This is a genomic window from Roseateles sp., assembly GCF_031397715.1.
Classification (GTDB): Bacteria; Pseudomonadota; Gammaproteobacteria; order Burkholderiales; family Burkholderiaceae_C; genus Paucibacter_A.
Map to the genome: position 1 here is coordinate 1 of NZ_JANNMI010000445.1, position 20,149 is coordinate 20,149.

The window sequence follows — 20,149 nt, forward strand, 5'->3', positions numbered from 1 at the left end:
CAAGCTGGAGCTGGTGCTGGAAGAAAGCTTGATGAACATCAGCCTGCATGCGTTCAACGATGCCGGCCCGCATCAGATCGGCTTGCAGGTTTGGCATGACGGCCAAGCCATCCATCTGCGTTTTGAGGACGACGGCCGCGCGTTCGACCCCCGCCAAGCCGAAGCACCCGTGCTGCCGACCTCAATTGCCGAGGCCGCGCCCGGTGGTTTGGGGCTGCTGCTGGTGCGCAAGCAGGCCCGGGCTGTGGACTATGCACGCGTCGACGGGCGCAATCAGCTGACCATCACGTTGGAGTACCGCTGAGCCCAAGCGTCAAAGCAGGCTGGTGATTTTGATCGAGGAGCCCAGGCTTTCGATTTGCACATTGTCGGCCAGGCCGTGCGCCAGCTTGATCATGTGCTCGTTATTGGCCAGCACCTCGGCGACGAAGCCGCGCACGCCGCGTGCCTTGGCATGTTCACTCATGCGTTTTTGCAGCAGCGCGCCCAAGCCCTGACCTTGCCAGTCCGGATGCACCATGAAGGCGGTCTCGGCCAGGTTGGTGCTGGGGTCGACCATATACATCGCGTGCGCAACGATCTTGGGGTTCTCGCGTGTGCCCACGCAGGCGACCATGCCGACCTCGGTCTGTGAGTTCAGATTGCACAGGCGCTGCACATCGCGGTTGGACAGCCCGCGCAGACGGCGGAAAAACCGCGTGTAGATGTCGCGTTCGGGCAGTTGATGGAAGAGGCTACGAATGCCTTCGCCGTCGCTCGGGCAGGCCGGACGCAGCAAGACCGGGCGTTTGTCCTTGAGCTGCAGCTGACGCTCTTCTTCGACGGCATAGGCCAGCAAATTGCGCAAGGTCTGCTCGCCCGACACATAGCCCAGCGCCTGCGCTTGCTCGAACAGCGCCGGGCGCGCGCTTGGGTGCGCGATCTGAATCATCGCGACTGCCCGCTCGCGGATCGACTTGCCGAACAGATAGGCGATGCCGTATTCGGTGATCACGTAATGCACGTCGCTGCGCGGGATGGCCACCCCTTCGCCGGCCAGCAGGGTGGGGCGGATGCGGGAGCTGAGGCCGTCCTGCTCGGTTGAGGCCAGGCAAATGATGGCCTTGCCGCCGGGCGAGCGCGAGGCGCCTTGCAAGAACTCGGCCTGCGCGGCAATGCCGCTGTAGAAGTCGCCCTGATACTGGTCAACGCAGACCTGACCCGTCAGATCCACGGCAAAGGCCTGCGTCACCGACACCAGCTTGTGCTGCGAGCCCAGCGTCCAGGCATCGCAAACGGCCTCGATCGGCTGGAAGGAAAACATCGGGTTGCGATCGATCAGATCGTAGAGTCGGCGCGTGCCCATGGCAAAGCTGCTGACGATCTTGCCGCGCTGATTGCTCTTGCGCTGGCCGGTCAGGATGCCGCGCTCCAGCAGCGGGATGATGGCGTCGGTGATGACGTCGGAATGGATGCCCAGGTCTTGGCGGTCGGTCAGGTACTTGAGCGCCTCGTTGCTGAAGCGGCCCAGACCGATCTGCAGGGTTGAGCCGTCATCGATGATGCTGCCGATGTAACGCGCTATTTTCTCGACCACCTCGGTCTGCTGGGCCGGGTGGGTGTACTCGATCACCGGCGTGTCCACCGGCACCAGCCAATCGATTTCGCCCACGTGCAGCATCGAGTCGCCCATGCTGCGCGGCATCTGCGGGTTGACCTCGGCAATCACCAAGCGGGCCTTGGCCACGGCGGCCGGTGCAATGTCGACCGAGACCCCCAAGGACACATAGCCGAATTCATCGGGCATCGAGACCTGGATCAGCGCGACGTCGAGCGGAATGCGCCCGATCGCGATCAGCTGCGGCACCCGCGCGATCGAGATCGGCACATAGTCGGCCAGGCCCAGCTTGACCGCGCTGCGCAGGTCTTGGCCGACGAAGAAGCAGCGGTGCTGGTACTTGGTTTGCGGCCGGCCATTGGCGCCTTGTTGCACGGCGCTGTCGGTCAGAAAGTGCAGCAACTCGACATCTTGCGGGGCCGGCGAGAGCGCTTCCAGCGCGGCCACCAGCGCGCGCGGCGTGGCGCAAGCGGTGCCCACGAAGACATGGTCACCGGGCTTGATTTGAGTCACCGCGACTTGCGCGCTGCAAATCTTCTCGGCACACAAAGCCAGCCGCGGGTCCACGGCCGGCCCGCTGTCATCCAGGTCGGAGGTGGCCTCGGCGCTTGCGAAGCGGCCCTTCCAGGCCTGCGTCAAACGGGACAACAGGCCGGCGGCGGCGTTGTTTTGGGATGTGGATTCAAGCGGCTTGTTCATGGGCGCAAACTCCGGTTTCAAGGGTTTTCAGGCCTCTGTGCGTCCAGCACTTCGCAGGCATGCAGGTAGCCAAGCTGGACCAATTCGTCGAAGCGACTCCACTGCAACATGCCGATGCGCTGCAAGGGCGGGTTGAAATAGAGATCGATCAATTTGCGCACCTCGCGCTGCCTGGAGGTGCTGTAGAGCACGGTGACGTTCATCAGCAGCGCCGACAGCGCGGGCAATTTGTAGCGGCGTTTGGCGCGCGGGCGCAGGCTGTCGCGCAACAGGGTCAGGCTGCCGGGCACTTCGTCGAATTCAAAGCGGCGCGGTTTGTTGGAGCCCAAGTCCACGCCAATCACCCGGCCGATGCCCCAGCGGCCACGCATCACATCGGCGGGCAAGTTGTTGAAGGTGCCGCCGTCACAGAGCAGGTCGCCGCCCAGCACGACGGGCGGCAGCGCACCGGGAATCGCCACGCTGGCCAGCAAGGACTTCAGCAGCGAGCCCTGAGCCAGCAGCTGCTCGCGCGCCTGCGAGTAGTTGGTGGCGATGCAAAAGAAGTTCTTCCACAAGTCTTCGATTTGCGCGTCATGACCGGTCAGCTCGATGATCGAGCCCGCCACCACGCGGCGCATGCGCCGACCGCGGATCAAGGAAATCATCGGCAGCCAATTGAAGTCGCCGGTGGGATTGCTGGCAAAGGCCTTTTGGGCGGCGACCGTGACCGCGTCGATGGAGCGGTCGGTGGCGACCAGTGCGGCCATCACCGCGCCAATGCTGGTGCCGCCTACCAGGTCGATCTCGATGCCGCGTTCGGTCAGCGCGCGGTAGATGCCGATGTGGGCCAGACCGCGCGCGCCGCCGCCGGCCAGCACCAGGCCGACGCCGTTGCGGCTGACCAGGCGTGCCAGGCGGGCCAAGTCACGCGGCAAATGCGGGCGAATATGCACATGACCGGCCAGCGGCCGCCGAGCCAGCCAGGCCTGCGTGCCCTGCGGCGACAGGCGATCCGCGGGATGCAGCAAGACCAAGATCTCGGTCGCATCGGTGCGCGGCGGGCGGCTGATCAAGCATTGGGTTTCGATCATGTGCAGCTGTGCGGGCTGATCGGCGTCGGCCAGCAGCAGCAATTCATCGCTATGCCTGCAGCAACGCTCGGTCCAGGGCGTCGGGCCGCCGTCGCCGATCAGGATGACGAAATCATGTGCGGACTCGATGTGGTCCAGATGGACCGCAATGCGGCGGGTGGCGTCGGTGTCGGAATGCGGGCGCGCACAGATGGCGGGGTCGCCCAAGTCGAGCCCGATGCTCGCGGCAGAAACCGTGGCGACGCGCCCGAAGCCGCTCAGCTGCTGTGCTAATTGAGCGGCAAAATTGGCGTGATCCAGGCCGGCGCTGGCGGGCAGCACGCCAATCGTGACCGGCTTGTCGGGCAGCGAGCGCGCGCCCTCGGTTTTGAGCCTGACGATGATTTGCCGCGTTAGCGCGATCGAGACCTGCCCGCTGATCGTCAGCAATTGTTTGAAACGCGCCTTGCCCAAGCGTACCAGCACCGAGTCGCGGATGGCCACCAAGGTGGCGGAACGAGGCTCGTCGGTGAACAAGCTCATCTCGCCGACGATTTGGCCGCGGCCGATCTCGCGCACCGCCCGGGTCTCACCGAACTCATTGCTGATATAGGTGCGCAGTCGCCCGCTGAGCAGCAGATACATCGCGTCGCCGGCATCGCCTTGGGTCATCAAGGCCTGGCCGGCCGACACTTCCACCCATTCCAGGTGTTGCAGCAGCAGCTCAATGGCTTGCGCCTCGATCTCGCCCAGCAGTGTGGCCAGGTGCTGGCGTAGCAGCGCCTCCAGGTGTTGTGGGTGTGCAGCAGAGGCTTCAGGCATGGCAAGCGTGGCTAGGAAGATGCGGGTCGAACGGCGATGCCTGAACGTAACAGGAAAGCCACGCGGATGGCGGCGCTGGGCTTGCTGGTTTTCCCTGGGTTCGCGGGTGCTCGCTTCGCCAAGCCAGGCGACGGCGCTGTCGGTATCGCGGAGGTTAAAGTCTGCGCATGCATGGCCAGCTCAAGACCACTCTCAGCATTCGCCGCATCGGCATCGACACCTGGCGTGAGAATGTCGCCTATCTGCACCGCGATTGCCCGGTGGTGCGGGCGGCCGGCTTTCAGGCCCTGTCCAAGGTCGAGATCCATGCCAATGGGCAAACCATTCTGGCGGTCTTGAATGTGGTTGACGATGCGGCCATCGTCAGTGCCTGTGAACTCGGCCTCAGCGAAGACGCCTTCGCCCGCCTGGGCGTGGCGCCGGGCCATGCGGCCAGCATCGCGCATGCCGAACCGCCGGCCTCGATTGCGGCGCTGCGCCGCAAGATCGGCGGCGAGCGGCTCTCCAAAGACGATTTGTTCGCCATCATTCGCGATGTGGCGCAGGCGCGCTACTCAAAAATCGAGCTGGCGGCTTTCGTCGTCGCCACCAACCAGTATGAGCTGGACCGCGAGGAGGTTTTGCACCTGACCGAGGCGATGATCGCCGTGGGCCGCAAGCTCGACTGGAAGCGCCAGGTCGGCGCCGGTCCGGTGGTCGACAAGCATTGCATTGGCGGCATCCCCGGCAACCGCACCTCGATGTTGGTGGTGCCCATCGTCAGCGCGCACGGCATGCTGTGCCCCAAGACCAGCTCGCGCGCCATCACCTCGCCCTCGGGCACCGCCGACACGATGGAAATACTGGCCACGGTGAAGCTGAGCTTTGAGCGCATGGTGGAGGTGGTCAAGGCGACGCGGGCCTGCCTGGCCTGGGGCGGCACGGCCAATTTGTCGCCGGCCGATGACATTCTGATTTCGGTCGAACGGCCGCTGGCGATTGATTCACCGGGCCAGATGGTGGCGTCCATTTTGTCCAAGAAGATCGCCGCCGGCTCCACCCATCTGGTGCTGGACATCCCCGTCGGCCCCAGCGCCAAGGTGCGCGCTATGGTGGAGGCGCAGCGGCTCAAGAAGCTGTTTGAGTATGTGGCCGGCCATCTGCGGCTGCAGCTTGACGTGGTGCTCAGTGACGGCCGCCAGCCAATCGGCCGTGGCATTGGGCCGGTGCTGGAGGCGCGCGATGTGATGCAGGTCTTGCAGGGCGCGCCGGACGCGCCGCAGGATCTGCGCCAAAAGGCCTTGCGCCTGGCCGGTCGCATGATCGAGTTTGACCCCGATGTGCGCGGCGGCGAGGGCTACATCATCGCCCGCGATATTCTGGACTCGGGCCGCGCGCTGGCGCAGATGAACGCCATCATCGACGCCCAGGGGCGCCGCGCCGAGATGGCGCCGATGGGTGGCCTGACCGCCGAGCTGAGCGCGCCCAATACCGGGGTGGTGGTCGCGATCGATAACTTGCGAATTGCACGCATTGCGGGCTTGGCCGGCGCGCCACAGGTGGCCGGCGCGGGTCTGCTCTTGTTGAAAAAGTTAGGCGAATCGGTGTATGCCGGCGAGCCGCTTTACCGCATCCACGCCCAGTACGAGGCCGATCTGCGCTTCGCCGTGGCGCTGGCCGAGCAGGATTCGGCCTACCGTATCGGTTCCACCGATCAACTGCCGCATGAGTTTGCCAGCGGCGCAATGTTTTCACTTTGAAAGCTCCGCTCGCGATGACTTCGAACACCATGCTGTTGGCCTTTGATGATGAACGCAGCCTGGCGCTGGAACTGGCCGAGGCCTTGAACATGCCCTTGCATTTCATCGTTAGGCATCGCTTCCCGGACGGTGAGATGCGTTTGGTCTTGCCCACACCGCTGCCCGAAACCGTGTTGATTCTGCGCGGCCTGCAGCAGCCGAATGACAAGTTAGTCGAGCTGATGATTGCGGCGCCGAGCGCGCGTGAGCTCGGTGCCAAGCGCTTGCACCTGCTCTCGCCCTATTTGGCCTATATGCGTCAGGACATGGCCTTCACACCCGGCGAGGCGGTCAGCCAGCGCCATATCGCCAGGCTGTTGGCCGGCCAGTTTGACCATGTGCTGACCATAGACCCGCATCTGCACCGCATCAACAGCCTCGATGAGGTGATGCCGCAGGGTTGCGGCGTGACGCTGTCGGCGGCGCGGCTGTTGGGTGGGTGGGTGGGTGCCCGCGTGCCGGCTGCCTTGCTGATCGGGCCCGACGAGGAGTCGGCCCAATGGGTCAGCGAAGCGGCACTGGCCGCCGGCCTGGAGCATGCCATCGGCCACAAGACTCGCTTGGGTGACCATCAGGTGATATTGGCGCTGCCTGAAGTGGCTGTGGGCGGGCGCGCGGTGGTCTTGCTCGACGATATGGCCTCAACCGGCCGCACGCTGATCGGCTCGGCGCAGCAACTGCTGCAGCGCGGCGCCAGCTCGGTCGATGTGGCCGTAACGCATGCCTTGTTCAATAGCGATGCGCTGGCGAATTTGAAGGCTGCCGGCGTGCGCCATGTCTGGAGCAGCAACTCGGTGGCCCATGCCAGCAATGCGGTCTCGGTGGCCGGGCTCTTGGCCGAGGGCTGGCGCAAACTGAAGTGACTGAAGTGACTGAAGTGATTTTCAGGGCCGGCCTCAAGAGCACTGGGCCACGCAGCAGGCAGCAGGGTGGTTTAGGGCGGCAGCAGGCCGCCTGTGCCTGTTTACGGGCAAGGACCTGGCCTCACCCAAGCTGGCCAGTTGGCGGCAGGCCTGCGTCGAGCAGGCCCTGCACAGCATCACCGGGTGGGCGCCAATGACCGCGCAGGCGACTGCGCACACGGGGTGCGGGCTTGCGTGGAGATAGGCAGTTAGCCCGGCCGGGGCAGACTGGCGCAGTCGGCCACGCCGAGGCGGTCCACCTGCAGGCGGTAGCGAGTGCCCAAGCGGTGGGCCTGCCATTCGGCCAACGGCAGGCGGCAAGCCCAGGTCTGGCCGTGGCCGGCGTTGGCCCGCAGCTGCAGCTCGTAAAAGGCCTCGCGTTTGCTGGCCCGCTCGGCGCCGAGTTGGTCTGGCCCCAAGCCGTTGAGCCTGGGTTCGGGCCACAGCGCTGGGGCGGGTGCGGCGCCCTCGGCCCTGGCTATCCGCAGCGTGCGCCACTGCGGCAGGCTGAAGCGGCAATGTTCGGCCGGCGCGGGCCGTACGCCGGTCGGGTCGGTCAGCAAGCGGCGGCTGATCTTGCTTGCCTCGGCCGGCATCTCGTCGCACCAGCTCGACTCGCCTTCTTCCAGCAGTTTCTCGATCTCGATGTCCAGCCGCCAGGTCTTGGCTGCAAGCTCGACGGCCGTGCCGCTGGGCTTGATCAGCAACCACCAGAGCAGCGGCAGCAGGCTCAAACTCAGGCACAGCCCGGCCCAGCGCCGATAGCTGGCGGCTTGGCGGGTAAAGCTGGTGGTGGCTGGCATGGGTGCATTGTCTGTGCAGAGCGGCTGCCGGACCGACGCAAGGGCAGTCACCCCGAGCTTGCCCGGTCGCCAAGCCTCAAGTCCGATTGACCGACACCCCGGTGACGAGGGCGATCTTGTTTTTCAGTAGTGCAGATGACATGAACGGAATCTCGGTAACTGGCAACTTGACCGGGCCCGAATGGGCGCCGGTAGGGTGTCAGTGTCGAGATTCATTGGCCGCCCGGCGACCCATCTGCGGGCTCTTATGCGGCTTTGCGGCGGCGGCTGAGCGTGCCCACGGCCAGCAGGCCCAGCATCAGCAGGGCGTAGGTTTGCGGCTCCGGCACTGCGGAGACGGTCAGGCCTGACAGCGTGCCGTTGTAGGTGCCCAGCAGCGCGGCCTGGCCGCTCGCCAGATTGATGCCGTAGACGCCGGTCACCAGCGAGCTGCCGGCGTCTTCGTTCAGGGCGGCGTAGGCTTGGCCATTGCCCAAAATCTCAAAGCCATTGGCCCTCAGCACATCCAGGCCCAGCGACCCGACGGTGGTGATGGTCGGCGCATTGAAGCCACTGCTCGCCATCGACAGCGTGTCGCTGGCGCTGTTGATGTAGTACAGCGCCGTGCTGGCAGGGGCCGACAGCTGGCCGGGCATCGAGTTGGTGTAGGCCACGGCCGAATAGCCCGGCGCGATCATGCCGGCCAAATTGCCCACCGCGCCGGTCGTGGCATTGACCGCATAGTTGTTGCCGGCCGAGCCGATCAGGCGCAGCGACGCGCCTGCGCCCGCGTCGGCGACCGGGTTGAAGTCAAGACCCCAGCCTTGGTTGGCCTGAATCACCGCATTGCTCAAGCCGGCCACAAAGCTCGCGGCGCCGCTCATTTCGTCGACGGTGTAGATCTTGTTCGACAGCGTGATGCCGTAAATCTTGCCATCCTTGGGCCGGGTGTCGATGCCGATGAAACGGTCGCCGCTTGCCAATCCAGTGATGTCGATATTGACGGCGCCGGCCACATTGCTGGTGTCGATGCGCGCCAGCTGGTTTTGGCTGTTCAGGCCCACCAGGGTGACTGCCTGGGCCGCCGCAATGTTCAGCACCGCCAAGCTGCCGCCAATAACGATCTGGGTAGGGAATTTCATATCGCTTCCTTCAAGGGTAAAAGTGCAGACAAACCGGGGCGAAATTGTTTCGTCCCCGGCTTGCATACGAAGTCGAACCGAAATTGGATGCAAAAATGTTTTGGGGACGGTCGGCGGGCGCGGCGATACGTGTGCGGTTCGGGAGCCGACGGGCGGGGTGGAGTGCGGCACTGCATGCTCCGCATCACCCAAGCTTGCCCCATCAAACAAACGGCTTTTGCTGCGTGTTACGGTAGCGTCCTGCATCTATAAGGAGATCTATGTTCAGCCACGTCATCCTGGGCGTCAACGACCTTGAAGCCTCTAAAAAGTTCTACGACGCCGTCTTGGGCGCGCTGGGCATCAAGCCCGGTGTGCACAATCAAAGCGGCACGGCGGAGCGCTACTTCTACCGCAGCGCGAGCGGCAGCTTTGGCATCACGACCCCGCTCAACGGCGAGCCCGCCACGCATGGCAATGGCAGCACGATTGGGTTCAACACCAGCTCGCCCGAGCAGGCCGATGCCTTTCATGCGGCCGGCCTGGCGAATGGCGGCAGCAGCTGCGAAGACCCGCCCGGCTGGCGCGATGGCGCGGTCGGCAAGCTCTACCTGGTTTATCTGCGCGACCCCGCCGGTAACAAGCTGTGCGCGCTGTACCGCCCGCCCAAAGCTTGATGCGGTGGGTCAAGCGCAAGCCCAGCGTTTGACTCAGGGCGTGCTGTTGACTGTCAGCGTGACGCCGCTGTAGGCCGAATAGGCGTACAGGCCGATGTAGGCAAAGCCGGCCGGCGGGTTGTTCAGCTGGCAGCTCTCGGTATTGCCATTGCTTTCACCGGCACAAACATGGTTGCCGGCGTCGGGCGCGCTGCCGTACTGCACGTACAGGTCCATATCGCCGCTGCCGCCCGAACTGCTGACCGAGAGTTTGGTGCTGCCGGCCGCCAGTTTGATCTTGTAAAAACTCCAGTTGTTTTTGGGGGCCGCCAAGCCGGTCAAGACTTGACCATTGACCAGCACCGGAATGCCGTCGGCCATCACCGTTACCGACTTGCTGACGCTGGCGCTCTTGCCCTCGTCGTCATCAACCTTCAGCGTCACCGTGTAGCTGCCGTCGGCCGCGTACTCGTGGCTGGGATTGGGCAGGTTGCTGCTCTGGCCGTCACCAAAGCTCCAGAGTCGGCTGACGATTTGGCCGTTGTCGAGGCTGCGGTCCGTGAAGCTGGCCAGGCGCTCCAGCGCGCTGACCTCAAAGGCCGCCACCGGCGCTGTCGAGGCTTGCGGGTCAATGCGGACGAAGACGGCGCTGAACGCGCCCCAGTTGCCGGCGGCGTCGCGGCCACGCACATAGACGATGTGGCGGCCAGTTTGCCAGCCGCTGGTGTCGAGCGTGGCGCGAGCGCCTTCAACGGGGCTGTCAAAAGCGCCGTCGGCGGCCGCCATCGGCACGGCCACGCTACGTGATTGCCAGGGCGCCAGGTCGACGTAGTACTCCGCCGCCGCAATCGCCTGGGTGGGCTCGGCGCCATTGCTGTTTTGGTAACGGGTGTCGTTGACGGTGGCGCTCAGCTGCACCGGCGTGCCCGGCGCAATGCCGACCGAGGCCAGACCGCTGACGGCCACATCCAGCGCATCCGGGCCGGCCGGCGTTTGGTAAGGCGTGCGCGCCACTTTGGCGGCATAGATCAAGGCCTGCAGATTGCCGGGCAGCAAGGTGTTGTTGTAATAGCTGCACTGCTCGAAGAAGGCGGTACCCAATTCGAAGGTGAAGGCGGCCACGCCGAGTTCGCCGTAGCTCGGGCCATCGCTGGTGCCGTCGGTTTCGTACAGGCTGAGCGAGCGCTCGGGCCGGTGCTTGTTGAAGAAGGCGAACTTGCGGCCTAGCGTGGCGAGTTGGCTGTCGTTCGCCGCCGGCGTTCCGTTGCTGCCCCAGGGCCACAGCAGCAGGCGGCCGTGGCTGTGAATGTCGAGGTGGATGCCGCTGGTGTCGGCCGCTGCCGGGTCATCGCGATTGGGGCCGCGTCGGTCTTTCCAGAGGCTGCGGATATAGGCCTCCACAGCCTGGGTCTCGGGCTCTGAAGCACCACTGGGGCCGCGATAGGTCTCCGAGCACGCATTGCCACTGGAGCCCGCGGCGGTGCTGAACCAGCCGAAACCGAAGTTGCGGTTCAGGTCGGCGCCGCGCGTGTTGCTGGTGGCGCCGCAGTAGTTGCGGTTGGTGTTCTTGCGCCAGAGCAGGCCGGTCTCGGCCTTCTTGCGCCCGTCCGGGTTGGTCGCCAGCAGCAGATGAATTTCGTGGTGATCAAGCAACCAGGTCATGTCGGCATCGACGCCGTAGCCGTTGACCAGAGCTTGGGCGAACGCCAGCACCAGTGGAGTGGTGGCGTACTCGCGCGCATGAATGCCGGCATTGATGAAGAGCTTGGGTTTGGAGCTGCGTGCACCTTCTTGGCTGCGGCTGCCGGTTTGACTGCCGAGTTTGAGCACGCGCAAGTCATAGCCGCCCAGGCCTTGGGTCTTCTCCCAGGAGTCACCAATGTCCACCCAGCTGGCCAGCGTGGGCCGGGCGGCGATCAAGGCATTGCCGGCGGCAAAGACTTCTTCCACCGTGGGGTAGCAGCTGTATTCGGGAATGCCGGCAAAAGCCGCCGGGCCGCTCAAGCCTTGGCGCAGCAGTTGTTGGCGGCGCTGCTGGCTTTCGGCGCGCGCTTGCGTCTGCTGGCGCTGCTGCCATTTCTCGTCGGGCTCCAGGCGGAAGCCCAAGGCGCGCAGCTCACGCATCTCGCTGGGGTTGGCGTTGACGATCAGATAGCCGCGCTCGTACTTGGACTCCAGCGTCTCGAAGCGGCTGTGGGCAATGGCACGGGCCTGGGCGATATCGCGGAAGTAGGCGCGCAGCACCGTGCGCGGCGCACTCTCCTGGCCTTTGATCTCATGCGCTTGAGCCAGCGGGCTCCAAGCGCTGAAGGGCAGGGCCTGCAAAACCAAGCAGCCGAGTGCGGCCAGGGTGGCGCGCAGTGGGGTCTGCTTGGGCGCTTGAATCGCTGCCTTGTTCTCACTCATGGGGACTACCTCATCTGTGGCTGGCCGGGGCAGTGGGCCCGCCAAGGCCCGCTCCCCAAACTTTTAGTTTCAGCGGTAGCAGTCGCTTCGGCCAGCGGTAAAAACCCGGCAGGGAAGATACGCAAGGGGGCGGTGGGACTGAGGGTCAGTCTTGATCCCGTAGTCCATGCGGGGACAGGCCGCGTCGAAGGTGCCACGGTGGCCTGACTTTCGTCCCCGCCCGCCCGAGTGCGTAAACTGCGCCACTGCTTACCCGCCGTTACTGCGGCAACTCAAACTTCCGGCACACCCACGATGAACCCAACCATCTTCAAGTCCGCCTTGGCTGCGCTTTTGCTCGCGCCTGTGGCCATTCAAGCCCAAAGCCCTTATCCAGCGACGCCCGCCAAGCCGGTCACCGATGTCTATCACGGCACCGCCGTCGTTGACCCTTACCGCTGGATGGAGGACATGAAGTCACCCGAGTTCCAGGCCTGGTTGAAGACGCAGGCCGCCTATGCCGATAGCGTGCTGGCCCAATTGCCCGGCCGCGCCGATTTGCGCGCACGCCTGGGCGTGCTGGCCGACGCGGGCGAGAGCACCGGCGGCTACGAGGTGGTGGCCGGCAAGTTGTTCTATTCCAAGCGCGCCCCGGGCCAAAACCAGGCGCGCCTGTGGGTGCGCGACGGATTGGCAGGCGCTGAGCGCGAGTTGCTCGACCCCAATAACCTGCCCGGCGAGCCCGGCAAGCATGCGGTTGATTGGTACAGCGTCTCGCCCGACGGGCGCTTGTTGGCCGTCGGCCTGTCCAAGGGCGGCAGCGAGAACAGCGTCTTGCGCCTGCTCGATGTCGCCACGGCCAAGCTCTTGCCGCTGGCGATTGACCGCACCGGCTTGAACGAAGGCGGCGTGGCCTGGTTGCCCGACGCCAGCGGCTTTCTGTACAACCGCCACCCCGCCGAGGAGCGCTACAACAAGAGCGCCGTCTTCCTGCACAAGCTGGGCCAGGACCCGGCCAAGGATGTGGCGCAGTTCGGCTGGGGCGTTGAGCCCCCCGCCCAAGCCCTACTTGGTCGGCCCCCCGAGGGGGCCAAGCCGTCCTTGGGGCGGCCCGGCGAACGGCTTGCGAGCAAAAAAGAGGCCTTCGAGATCGCCGATCTGCCCTATATCCGCATCGCCAAAGGCTCGCCTTGGGCCTTGGCCGAGGTCTTGCATGGCGACGCGGCCGAGCGCAGCTACTGGGTCGCGCGGGTCGATCAGCTCAAGGGTGCGGCGACGCCGTGGCGGCGCGTGGTGCGCCCCGAGCACAAGGTCACCCGCGCCGAGGTGGCTGGCGGCTTGCTGTTTGCGCTGAGCCAGCAAAAAGCCTCGCGCCGTGAGCTGCTGAGCCTGGATCTGGCGTCGGCCAAGGCCGGCTTCAAGACCGCCTTGCCCGCCGGCGACAGCGTGTTGCAGAGCATTGACGCAGGCGATGCCGCCGTCTATGTGAAGGCGCTGGACGCGGGCGTTAGCAAGTTGTGGCGTGTGGGTAAAAAAGACGGCAAGGTCTCGACCGTGGCGCTGCCGTTTGAAGGCACGCTGCGCAGCGTCACGCCGCTGAAGGGCGACGAGCTGCTGGTCTTGTTGGAGGGTTGGACGCAGACGCCGCAGAGCCTGCTTTTGCAGGCCGGCGGCGTGGCCGACGCGCCGGCGCAGCGGCTGACGATCCAAAAACCCGTCAGCGTGGACACCTCAGGGCTGGAGGCGCGCCGCGTGATGGTGAAGAGCCATGACGGCGTGATGGTGCCGCTGTCTATCGTGGCGCCCAAGGCAGTGGCGTTGGATGGACAGCGGCCGACAATTCTGAATGCTTACGGCGCCTACGGCATCACCCAAGAGCCACGTTTCAGCGCCACCCGCCTGGCCTGGATCGAGCGCGGCGGCGTGCAGGCGATCTGCCATGTGCGTGGCGGTGGTGAGCTGGGCGACGACTGGCACCGCGGTGGCTATATCGCCACCAAGCAAAACACCGTGTCGGACTTTGTGGCCTGTGCCGAATGGCTGATTGCGAATAAGTACACCTCGCCGGCCAAGCTGGCCGGCACCGGCGGCAGCGCCGGCGGCATCACGATTGGTGGCGCGGTCACGCAGCGCGGCGAGCTGTTCGCAGCGGCGCAGAGCGCGGTCGGCTTGTCCGATATGTTGCGCATGGAGCTGACGCTGAACGGCGCGCCCAATATCGCCGAGTTCGGCACGGTGACCAACCCTGCGCATTTCAAGAGCATGTTCGCCTTGAGCCCCTACCATAACGTCAAGGATGGGCGCAGCTACCCGGCCGTCATCGTCACCACCGGCGCCAATGATCCGCGCGTCGAGGCCTGGATCCCGGCCAAGCTGGCCGCGCGCATGCAAACTGCCAACCCGGACGCCGCCAAGACCCGCCCGGTGATTCTGCGGGTTGACTTTGAAGGCGGCCATGGCATGGGCTCGGGCCTGGCGCAGCGGCTGGATGAAACCGCCGATGTGTGGAGCTTCTTCTTGTGGCAATTTGGTGACGCGGCCTTTCAGCCCAAGCGCTAAGCAAGACAGCGCCTCAGTCTTTTATCCCCTCCATCCCCTTCATCCTGGCTAAAAAATTCCCTTGAGCCTGGATGGAGGGGATTAAGGGGATAAAGGGCATGAAGAGGATGGGTGCGGATCGGGCACTGGGCGGTCGATAGGCCAGAGCTTCGTCTGGACCTCGGGGACTGGTTTTTTCATGGTTTTGAGCCAAATCAATCCCTGGCCAATTTGCCTGGCGATTGCCGAGCTTTGTAACCATGCTGTCACGGACTGCTGAACATACTGGCCGGCATTGCTGCTATTGCCGCCCTGTCACGGCGCCCTCATCATGGAAAAGTCCGACGTCGTTGCCACGCTGGGTCAGCACAGCCTCTTGCTGCCTGCCTGGGTCAAGACCGCTTTGCTCGCCAATGACCGTTTGAAGCTGTGCCTGACGGTTTTGCAAGCCGCTGCCAGTCATGCGCTTGCACCCGCCAAGGCGCTGCCCGATCTGCGCAGCGAAATGGCGGCCGCCGGCCTGGAGGCCGCCTGGCTGCGCGAGCTGCCGGCGCAGGCCAGCCGCGACGGCGAAGACGTGCTGTTGCCGCAACTGCCGCAGCTGGCCGCGCAGCTGGCGCAAGACCTGACCCTGATGGCGCGGCCGCTGTTGCAGACCGAAACCGACAAAAGCACCCGCGAGCGCGTGGCCTTTTGGAGCGCCAAGCTGGACGGCGTGCATGACGAAGAATTGCTCAGCCCAGCCCTGCTGCGGGCCTTGAGCCATGGCCACCGCGCCAAGCACGGCGAGCCTTCCGACGACAGCCTGCACCTCTTGGTGATGGACCTGCACAAGCAGCTCAACCAATTGGCCGCCAGCCTGGCCAGCGAAGTCATAGACGGCGCCCATGTCTGGCAGTTGCAAGAGGGGGACCGGCCGCGCGTCGCCGCCTTCATGCGGGGCCTGCAGCGCACTTCTGCGCTGAAGTTCGAGCATCCCGGCCTGGACACCGCCGCCACGCGCGACGGCGAGCGCCTGCTGATCCAGAACGATATCGGCACCAATGACGCCCATGTGCTGGTGCTGCAGGTGCAGGGGCTGACGATCAGCCTGACCTACTCGGATCTGCACAACAGCCGCTTCGAGTTCTTTCAGGCGCTGTTGGCCACCTATGGCGCGCAATGGTCGGTGCCCGAGGCGCGGGTGTCGGCCGGGCTGAACCGGGGCGAGGCCTATCAGCTGGGCACGGCCCGCTTCGAGGCCACCGACGAGGCGCAGCTGCTGTGGATGCTGGAAGGCGTGGCCTCGCGCATCGTCTTCTTGATCGACTGGAACCGCGCCCGCAAGCGGCTGCTGAACTTCGTCGGCAAGCGCGAAGCGATTGCGGTGCTGGCCGAGGCCGCCCGGCTGGAGATCGGCCATATGGCCTGGCTGAAGGCCGGCGCCGAGCGTATGTTGTTCGAGGCCATGCAGGCCTTGGGGGCGGATGCGTTCCGGATCGGTGACCGGCTGGATGAAGTGTTAGGAGAGACGGGTGCGCAGGCCTTCTTGGTTGAGGTTCTGCGCCTGTCATCAGCGGCGATGTTGCAGCAGCAGCCGGCCGCGCTGGTGGCCGATGAAACCCGTTTGCTGCTGGCGCGCCAGCTGCAGCGGCGCGCGCCGGAGTTTGATTTGCTGGCCGAGCATGCCGCCTATTGCCAGACCCTGGCCGACGCCATCAGCCAGGCCCTTGACCATGGCTGGGAGCAAGACAAAGAGGCGGCGGCCAAGCTGGCGCAGCGCGCCAAGGCCTGGGAGCGCCAGGCCGACCACCTCGTCATGCAGGCCCGGGAGCGGGCCCGCCGCCAGCCGCGCTGGGCGCAGTTCGCGCGCCTGCTGGAGACGGCCGATGACGCGGCCGACGCGCTGGAAGAATGCGCTTTTCTGCTCGGCCTGATTGCCGAGCATCACCATCAAGGCTGGAACCGCGAGCTGCGCGACTTGCTGTCGCAACTGGCGCAGGCGGTGCTGCATGCGACGCAGGAGCAAGTGAGGGCTGTCGCCGTGGCACGCGGGCTGAACGGGGCCAGCGAAGCCGCCGAGCATGATGAGTTTGTGGCGTCCACCTGGCAGGTGCTGCGCGCCGAGCGCCAATGCGATGAGCTGCTGCGCGCGGCCAAGCGCTGCATGGCGGCCGAGGTGTCGAATGCGGCCGCGCTGATGTTGGTCAACGACCTGGCCAATCAGCTGGAACTGGCCTCCGACCGCTTGCTGGTGGCCGCCTATGCTTTGCGCGAGCTGGTGTTCAGCAAGACCGAGGTGGGCGCATGACTGCCGCTGATCTCTGCTTGATCGGCTGCCCAGGCCAGACGACGGTCGCGCAGACCAGCCCGCAGCGCTTGGGTTTCAAGGCTTTTAATCTGCTGCGCATGGCCGAGCTTGGGCTGCCGGTGCCGCCGGCCTTTGTGTTGGGTACAAGCTTTTGTGCCGATGCTGATTTGCGGGCGCAAGCCGCGCAGTCCGAGCTGTGGCTGCCGGCCTTGCAAGCCTTGGAGGCGGCCAGCGCCGGCCTGCGCTTTGGGTGTACGGCGCGGCCCTTGCTGCTGTCGGTGCGCTCAGGCGCGCCGGTGTCCATGCCCGGCATGATGGAGACGCTGCTCAATATCGGCTTGAACGACGAGACCGTGCAGGGCCTGATCCGCCAGACCGGCAAGCCGCGCCTGGCCTGGGATGCCTACCGCCGCCTGATCGCCAGCTTTGGCGAAGTGGTGGCGGGTTTGCCGGCCGCTTTGTTCGAGGACGAGTTGACGCTGCTCTGTGCCGGCCGGGACGAGCGCCTGCTCGACTTTGCCGAGCTGCGGGCCTTGAGTCGGCGCTATCTGCAGCTGTTCGCGCAGGCCGCCGGCCGGCCTTTCCCGCAGGCGGCTGAAGCTCAGCTTCAGCAGGCGATTGCCGCCGTGTTCGATTCCTGGCAGTCCGCCAAGGCTTGCAGTTACCGCGCCGCGCACGGCATTGCCGACCAGATAGGCACGGCGGTGACGGTGCAGGCGATGGTGTTCGGCAATGGCGGCGCGCGCTCCGGCGCCGGGGTGGGCTTCACGCGTGACCCGCGCAGCGGCGCGCCCGCGCTGTGGGTGGACTTTTTGTTCAATGCGCAGGGCGAGGATGTGGTGTCGGGCCGACGTAGCGCCCAGGGCCATGACGAGCTGCAGCAAGTCTTGCCGCAGGTCTGGGATCAGCTGCAAGACGCTTGCACGCGGCTGGAGCGCGAGATGGGCGATATGCAGGACTTCGAGTTCACCGTGCAGGATGGCCGTTTGTTTTTGCTGCAAACGCGCAGCGGCAAGCGCACGCCGCAAGCGCAGGCGCGCATTGCGCACGATCTGCTGCGCGAGGGTGTGATTGATGTGGCGACGGCGCGCCGTCGTTGTGAGGGCCTGGACGCCGAGCATCTGCGGGTCAGCCGCGTGGTCAGCCCGGAGGGCCAGCCGTTGCTGCCCTTGGCCCGCGCTCAGGCAGCCAGCAGTGGCGTGGCCATGGGGCAGATCGTGCTGGATGAGGCGGGCGCTCGTGCGGCCCAAGCGGCCGGCCTGCCGGCAATTCTGGTGCGGCGCGATGCCGAAACGAGCGATAGCGCTGCCTTGGAATTGACGCTGGGCTTGTTGACGCAAAACGGTGCGCGCACCTCGCATGCGGCGGTGGTGGCGCGCCAGATGGGCAAGGTCTGTTTGGTCGCTTGTGAGGGCTTGATCGTCGACGAAACGCGGCGCGAGATCCGCATCGGTGACAGGCGTTTGGGTGAGGGTGATTGGCTCAGCCTGGATGGCAATGAGGCTTGTGTTTATGCTGAAAGGGTGCAGACCGAGTGGTTCGTACCGGCGGAGTTGCTGGCCGAGTTGGCTGAACTCAGGCGGGATGTGGTGGAAGCGGCTTGAGGGAAATGCATCCCGGTAGCCCGGTAGGTTGGAGTGAGCCTGCGAACTCCAACATTCATCGACAGGCAGGGTTCATGCGATTTACCGCACGGACATTTTCGCCGTCAGCGGTGTTGGAGTTCACGGGGTTCACTCCAACCTACCGGGCTAACCGCCTGAGCCCGGTAGGTTGGAGTGAGCCTGCGAACTCCAACATTCATCGACAGGCAGGGTTCATGAGATTTACCGCACGAAAATTTTCGGCGTCACCGGTGTTGGAGTTCACGGCGTTCACTCCAACCTACCGGGCTCGCGGCCAACACCGCCAAGCCCACCGACCCCAACCTTGTGCGCACGCTGTCGGTGCGCCCGCTCATCGCTAAAGGCACGCGTGCGCCCAGCACCACGCCGCAGCTGGCCGCACCGGCCATGTATTCCAATAACTTGGCCAAGAGACTGCCCGATTCCAGGTCGGGGGCCAGCAAGATGTCGGCGTCGCCGGCCACCGGCGAGTTCAGGCCTTGCAGGCGCGCGGCCTCCAGGTTGACGGCGCTGTCAAAGGCCAAGGGCCCGTCCAGAATGGCACCCTCGATCTGACCGCGTTGCGCCATTTTGCACAGCGCCGCCGCGTCCAGCGTTGAAGTGATGCGCTCGGTGATGGTCTCCACCGCCGACAGCACAGCCACCTTGGGGCAGGGCAAACCCGCCGCTTGGGCCAGGCCTATGGCCAGCCGCAGGATCTCGACCTTGGCGTCCAGATCGGGGCGGATATTGATGCCGGCATCGCTGATGAACAGCGGCTTGGCGTAGCTGGGGATGTCAAAGCGGTAGACATGCGCCAGCCGGCTGCCGGTGTGCAGCGCAGGTTTCGCCTGCACCGCCGCCAGCAGCTCGTCGCCGCTCAGGCTGCCTTGCACCAGCAGGTCCATCTCGCCCGCAGCCGCCATCGCGCATGCCTGTTCGGCCGCGGCATGGCTGTGCGCGGTGGGCTGGAACTGGCAGCCGTGCAGATCCAGCTCGAACTGCTCGGCCAGCGCGCGAATGCGGTTTTCTGGCCCGATCAAGGTGGGCGTTATCAGCCCGCGCTCGGCCGCCAGCAGCGCGGCGCGCAGCGCGTCCTCGCTGCAGGGGTGCACGACGGCGCAGCGCAGCGGGGTGGCTAGCTTGATCTCGCTCAGCCAGGCGTTCATGCGCGCTTCGGCGTCGAACAGAAAATGCATCTCGGGCAGGGCCGGGCGCGGGCGCTCGATGCGGGTGCGCGGCGCCAGCACGGTGGCCAGGCCGCTGATGACGGTCTGGCCTTTTTGATTGCTGGCTTCGCAGCCGAGTTTGACCATGCCGCTGTCGTCGAACATCTCCAGCACCGTCAGCACGATGGTCAAGGTGTCACCGACATGCACCGGGCGCGCAAAGCGCAAGGTCTGTTCCATATAGATGGTGCCGGGGCCGGGGAACTGATTGCCCAGCACCGACGAGATCAAGGCGCCGCCCCACATGCCGTGGGCAATCACGCCGTGAAAGCGCGTGCCCTCGGCGTACTCGGCATCCAGGTGCGCGGGATTGACGTCGCCCGACACGAGGGCGAAGGCCTGGATATCGCTTTGTTGGAGGGTGCGCACCAGCCGAGCGCTCTGGCCCAGGGCTAACTCGTCATAGGTGCGGTTGCGCATCCAGTCGCTGCGCAAGAGGTCGGGTGCGTTCATGGGCGGCTTGCTCCATCGGTCATGAACGCCCAGCTTGGCGGCGCTTGATGTCAGGCGCGTGACGTCGGCGCATCCTCGCAGTTCTAGGCCGGATTCCCTTGAGCATCCCAGGCCCTTGGCAGCACCCGGCGTTCGCGGAGAAACGACGGAGTTGCGTGGTGCATAAGTTTTGAACAGAAGGACGCGAAGTTCACGAAGAATGTGAAGGGGATTGGATTTCCGTCTTCCTTCGCGATCTTTG

The 20,149-nt window shown here is 65.3% G+C and carries 13 protein-coding genes; 7 read left to right on the forward strand and 6 right to left on the reverse strand.

Going from position 1 to position 20,149, the window contains the following annotated elements:
* A partial coding sequence (locus RMO57_RS19455; protein WP_310389473.1) for an ATP-binding protein occupies positions 1-304 on the forward strand: 304 nt, incomplete at its 5' end.
* A 9-nt stretch (positions 305-313) separates the two neighbouring features.
* Here the strand turns inward: RMO57_RS19455 and RMO57_RS19460 are convergent.
* Positions 314-2,296, reverse strand: a complete 1,983-nt coding sequence (locus RMO57_RS19460) for a GNAT family N-acetyltransferase (RefSeq protein ID WP_310389475.1) — start codon at positions 2,294-2,296, stop codon at positions 314-316.
* Between the two features lie 17 nt (positions 2,297-2,313).
* Positions 2,314-4,170 (reverse strand): cyclic nucleotide-binding and patatin-like phospholipase domain-containing protein, encoded by a 1,857-nt coding sequence (locus tag RMO57_RS19465; RefSeq protein WP_310389477.1) that lies wholly within the window; start codon positions 4,168-4,170, stop codon positions 2,314-2,316.
* Positions 4,171-4,337: 167 nt separating this feature from the next.
* Between RMO57_RS19465 and RMO57_RS19470 the strand changes: the two genes are divergently transcribed.
* Positions 4,338-5,909: a thymidine phosphorylase family protein gene (locus RMO57_RS19470; RefSeq protein ID WP_310389479.1), complete on the forward strand. Its 1,572-nt coding sequence runs from the start codon at positions 4,338-4,340 to the stop codon at positions 5,907-5,909.
* A 14-nt stretch (positions 5,910-5,923) separates the two neighbouring features.
* Positions 5,924-6,811 (forward strand): ribose-phosphate diphosphokinase, encoded by an 888-nt coding sequence (locus tag RMO57_RS19475; RefSeq protein WP_310389481.1) that lies wholly within the window; start codon positions 5,924-5,926, stop codon positions 6,809-6,811.
* 248 nt (positions 6,812-7,059) lie between these two features.
* Here RMO57_RS19475 and RMO57_RS19480 read toward each other — a convergent pair whose 3' ends face one another.
* Positions 7,060-7,653 (reverse strand): hypothetical protein, encoded by a 594-nt coding sequence (locus RMO57_RS19480; protein ID WP_310389483.1) that lies wholly within the window; start codon positions 7,651-7,653, stop codon positions 7,060-7,062.
* A gap of 245 nt (positions 7,654-7,898) precedes the next feature.
* Complete coding sequence (locus tag RMO57_RS19485; protein ID WP_310389486.1) at positions 7,899-8,774, reverse strand: DUF4394 domain-containing protein; 876 nt, start codon at positions 8,772-8,774, stop codon at positions 7,899-7,901.
* A 260-nt stretch (positions 8,775-9,034) separates the two neighbouring features.
* On the opposite strand from RMO57_RS19485, the gene RMO57_RS19490 reads away from it, so the two are divergent.
* Positions 9,035-9,430 carry a VOC family protein gene (locus tag RMO57_RS19490; RefSeq protein WP_310389488.1) on the forward strand — a complete coding sequence of 132 codons (396 nt, stop codon included), beginning with the start codon at positions 9,035-9,037 and terminating at the stop codon, positions 9,428-9,430.
* A 33-nt stretch (positions 9,431-9,463) separates the two neighbouring features.
* Here RMO57_RS19490 and RMO57_RS19495 read toward each other — a convergent pair whose 3' ends face one another.
* On the reverse strand, positions 9,464-11,815 hold the full coding sequence (locus tag RMO57_RS19495; RefSeq protein WP_310389490.1) for a M14 family zinc carboxypeptidase: 2,352 nt from the start codon (positions 11,813-11,815) through the stop codon (positions 9,464-9,466).
* 294 nt (positions 11,816-12,109) lie between these two features.
* Between RMO57_RS19495 and RMO57_RS19500 the strand changes: the two genes are divergently transcribed.
* The 3 genes from RMO57_RS19500 to RMO57_RS19510 all read left to right on the forward strand — a co-directional run bounded on the left by RMO57_RS19500 (position 12,110) and on the right by RMO57_RS19510 (position 18,226).
* Entirely contained in the window at positions 12,110-14,353 is a 2,244-nt protein-coding gene (locus RMO57_RS19500) for a prolyl oligopeptidase family serine peptidase (protein WP_310389492.1), read from the forward strand.
* Positions 14,354-14,663: 310 nt separating this feature from the next.
* A complete protein-coding gene (locus RMO57_RS19505) occupies positions 14,664-16,622 on the forward strand; it encodes a DUF47 domain-containing protein (protein ID WP_310389493.1) in 1,959 nt (652 codons plus the stop codon).
* Positions 16,619-18,226, forward strand: coding sequence for a PEP/pyruvate-binding domain-containing protein (locus RMO57_RS19510; protein WP_310389494.1), 1,608 nt, complete (start codon positions 16,619-16,621; stop codon positions 18,224-18,226). Before RMO57_RS19505 ends, RMO57_RS19510 begins: the two co-directional genes overlap by 4 nt.
* A 245-nt stretch (positions 18,227-18,471) precedes the next feature.
* Here RMO57_RS19510 and RMO57_RS19515 read toward each other — a convergent pair whose 3' ends face one another.
* On the reverse strand, positions 18,472-19,908 hold the full coding sequence (locus RMO57_RS19515) for a bifunctional enoyl-CoA hydratase/phosphate acetyltransferase (protein ID WP_310389495.1): 1,437 nt from the start codon (positions 19,906-19,908) through the stop codon (positions 18,472-18,474).
* Between the last annotated feature and the right edge of the window lie 241 nt (positions 19,909-20,149).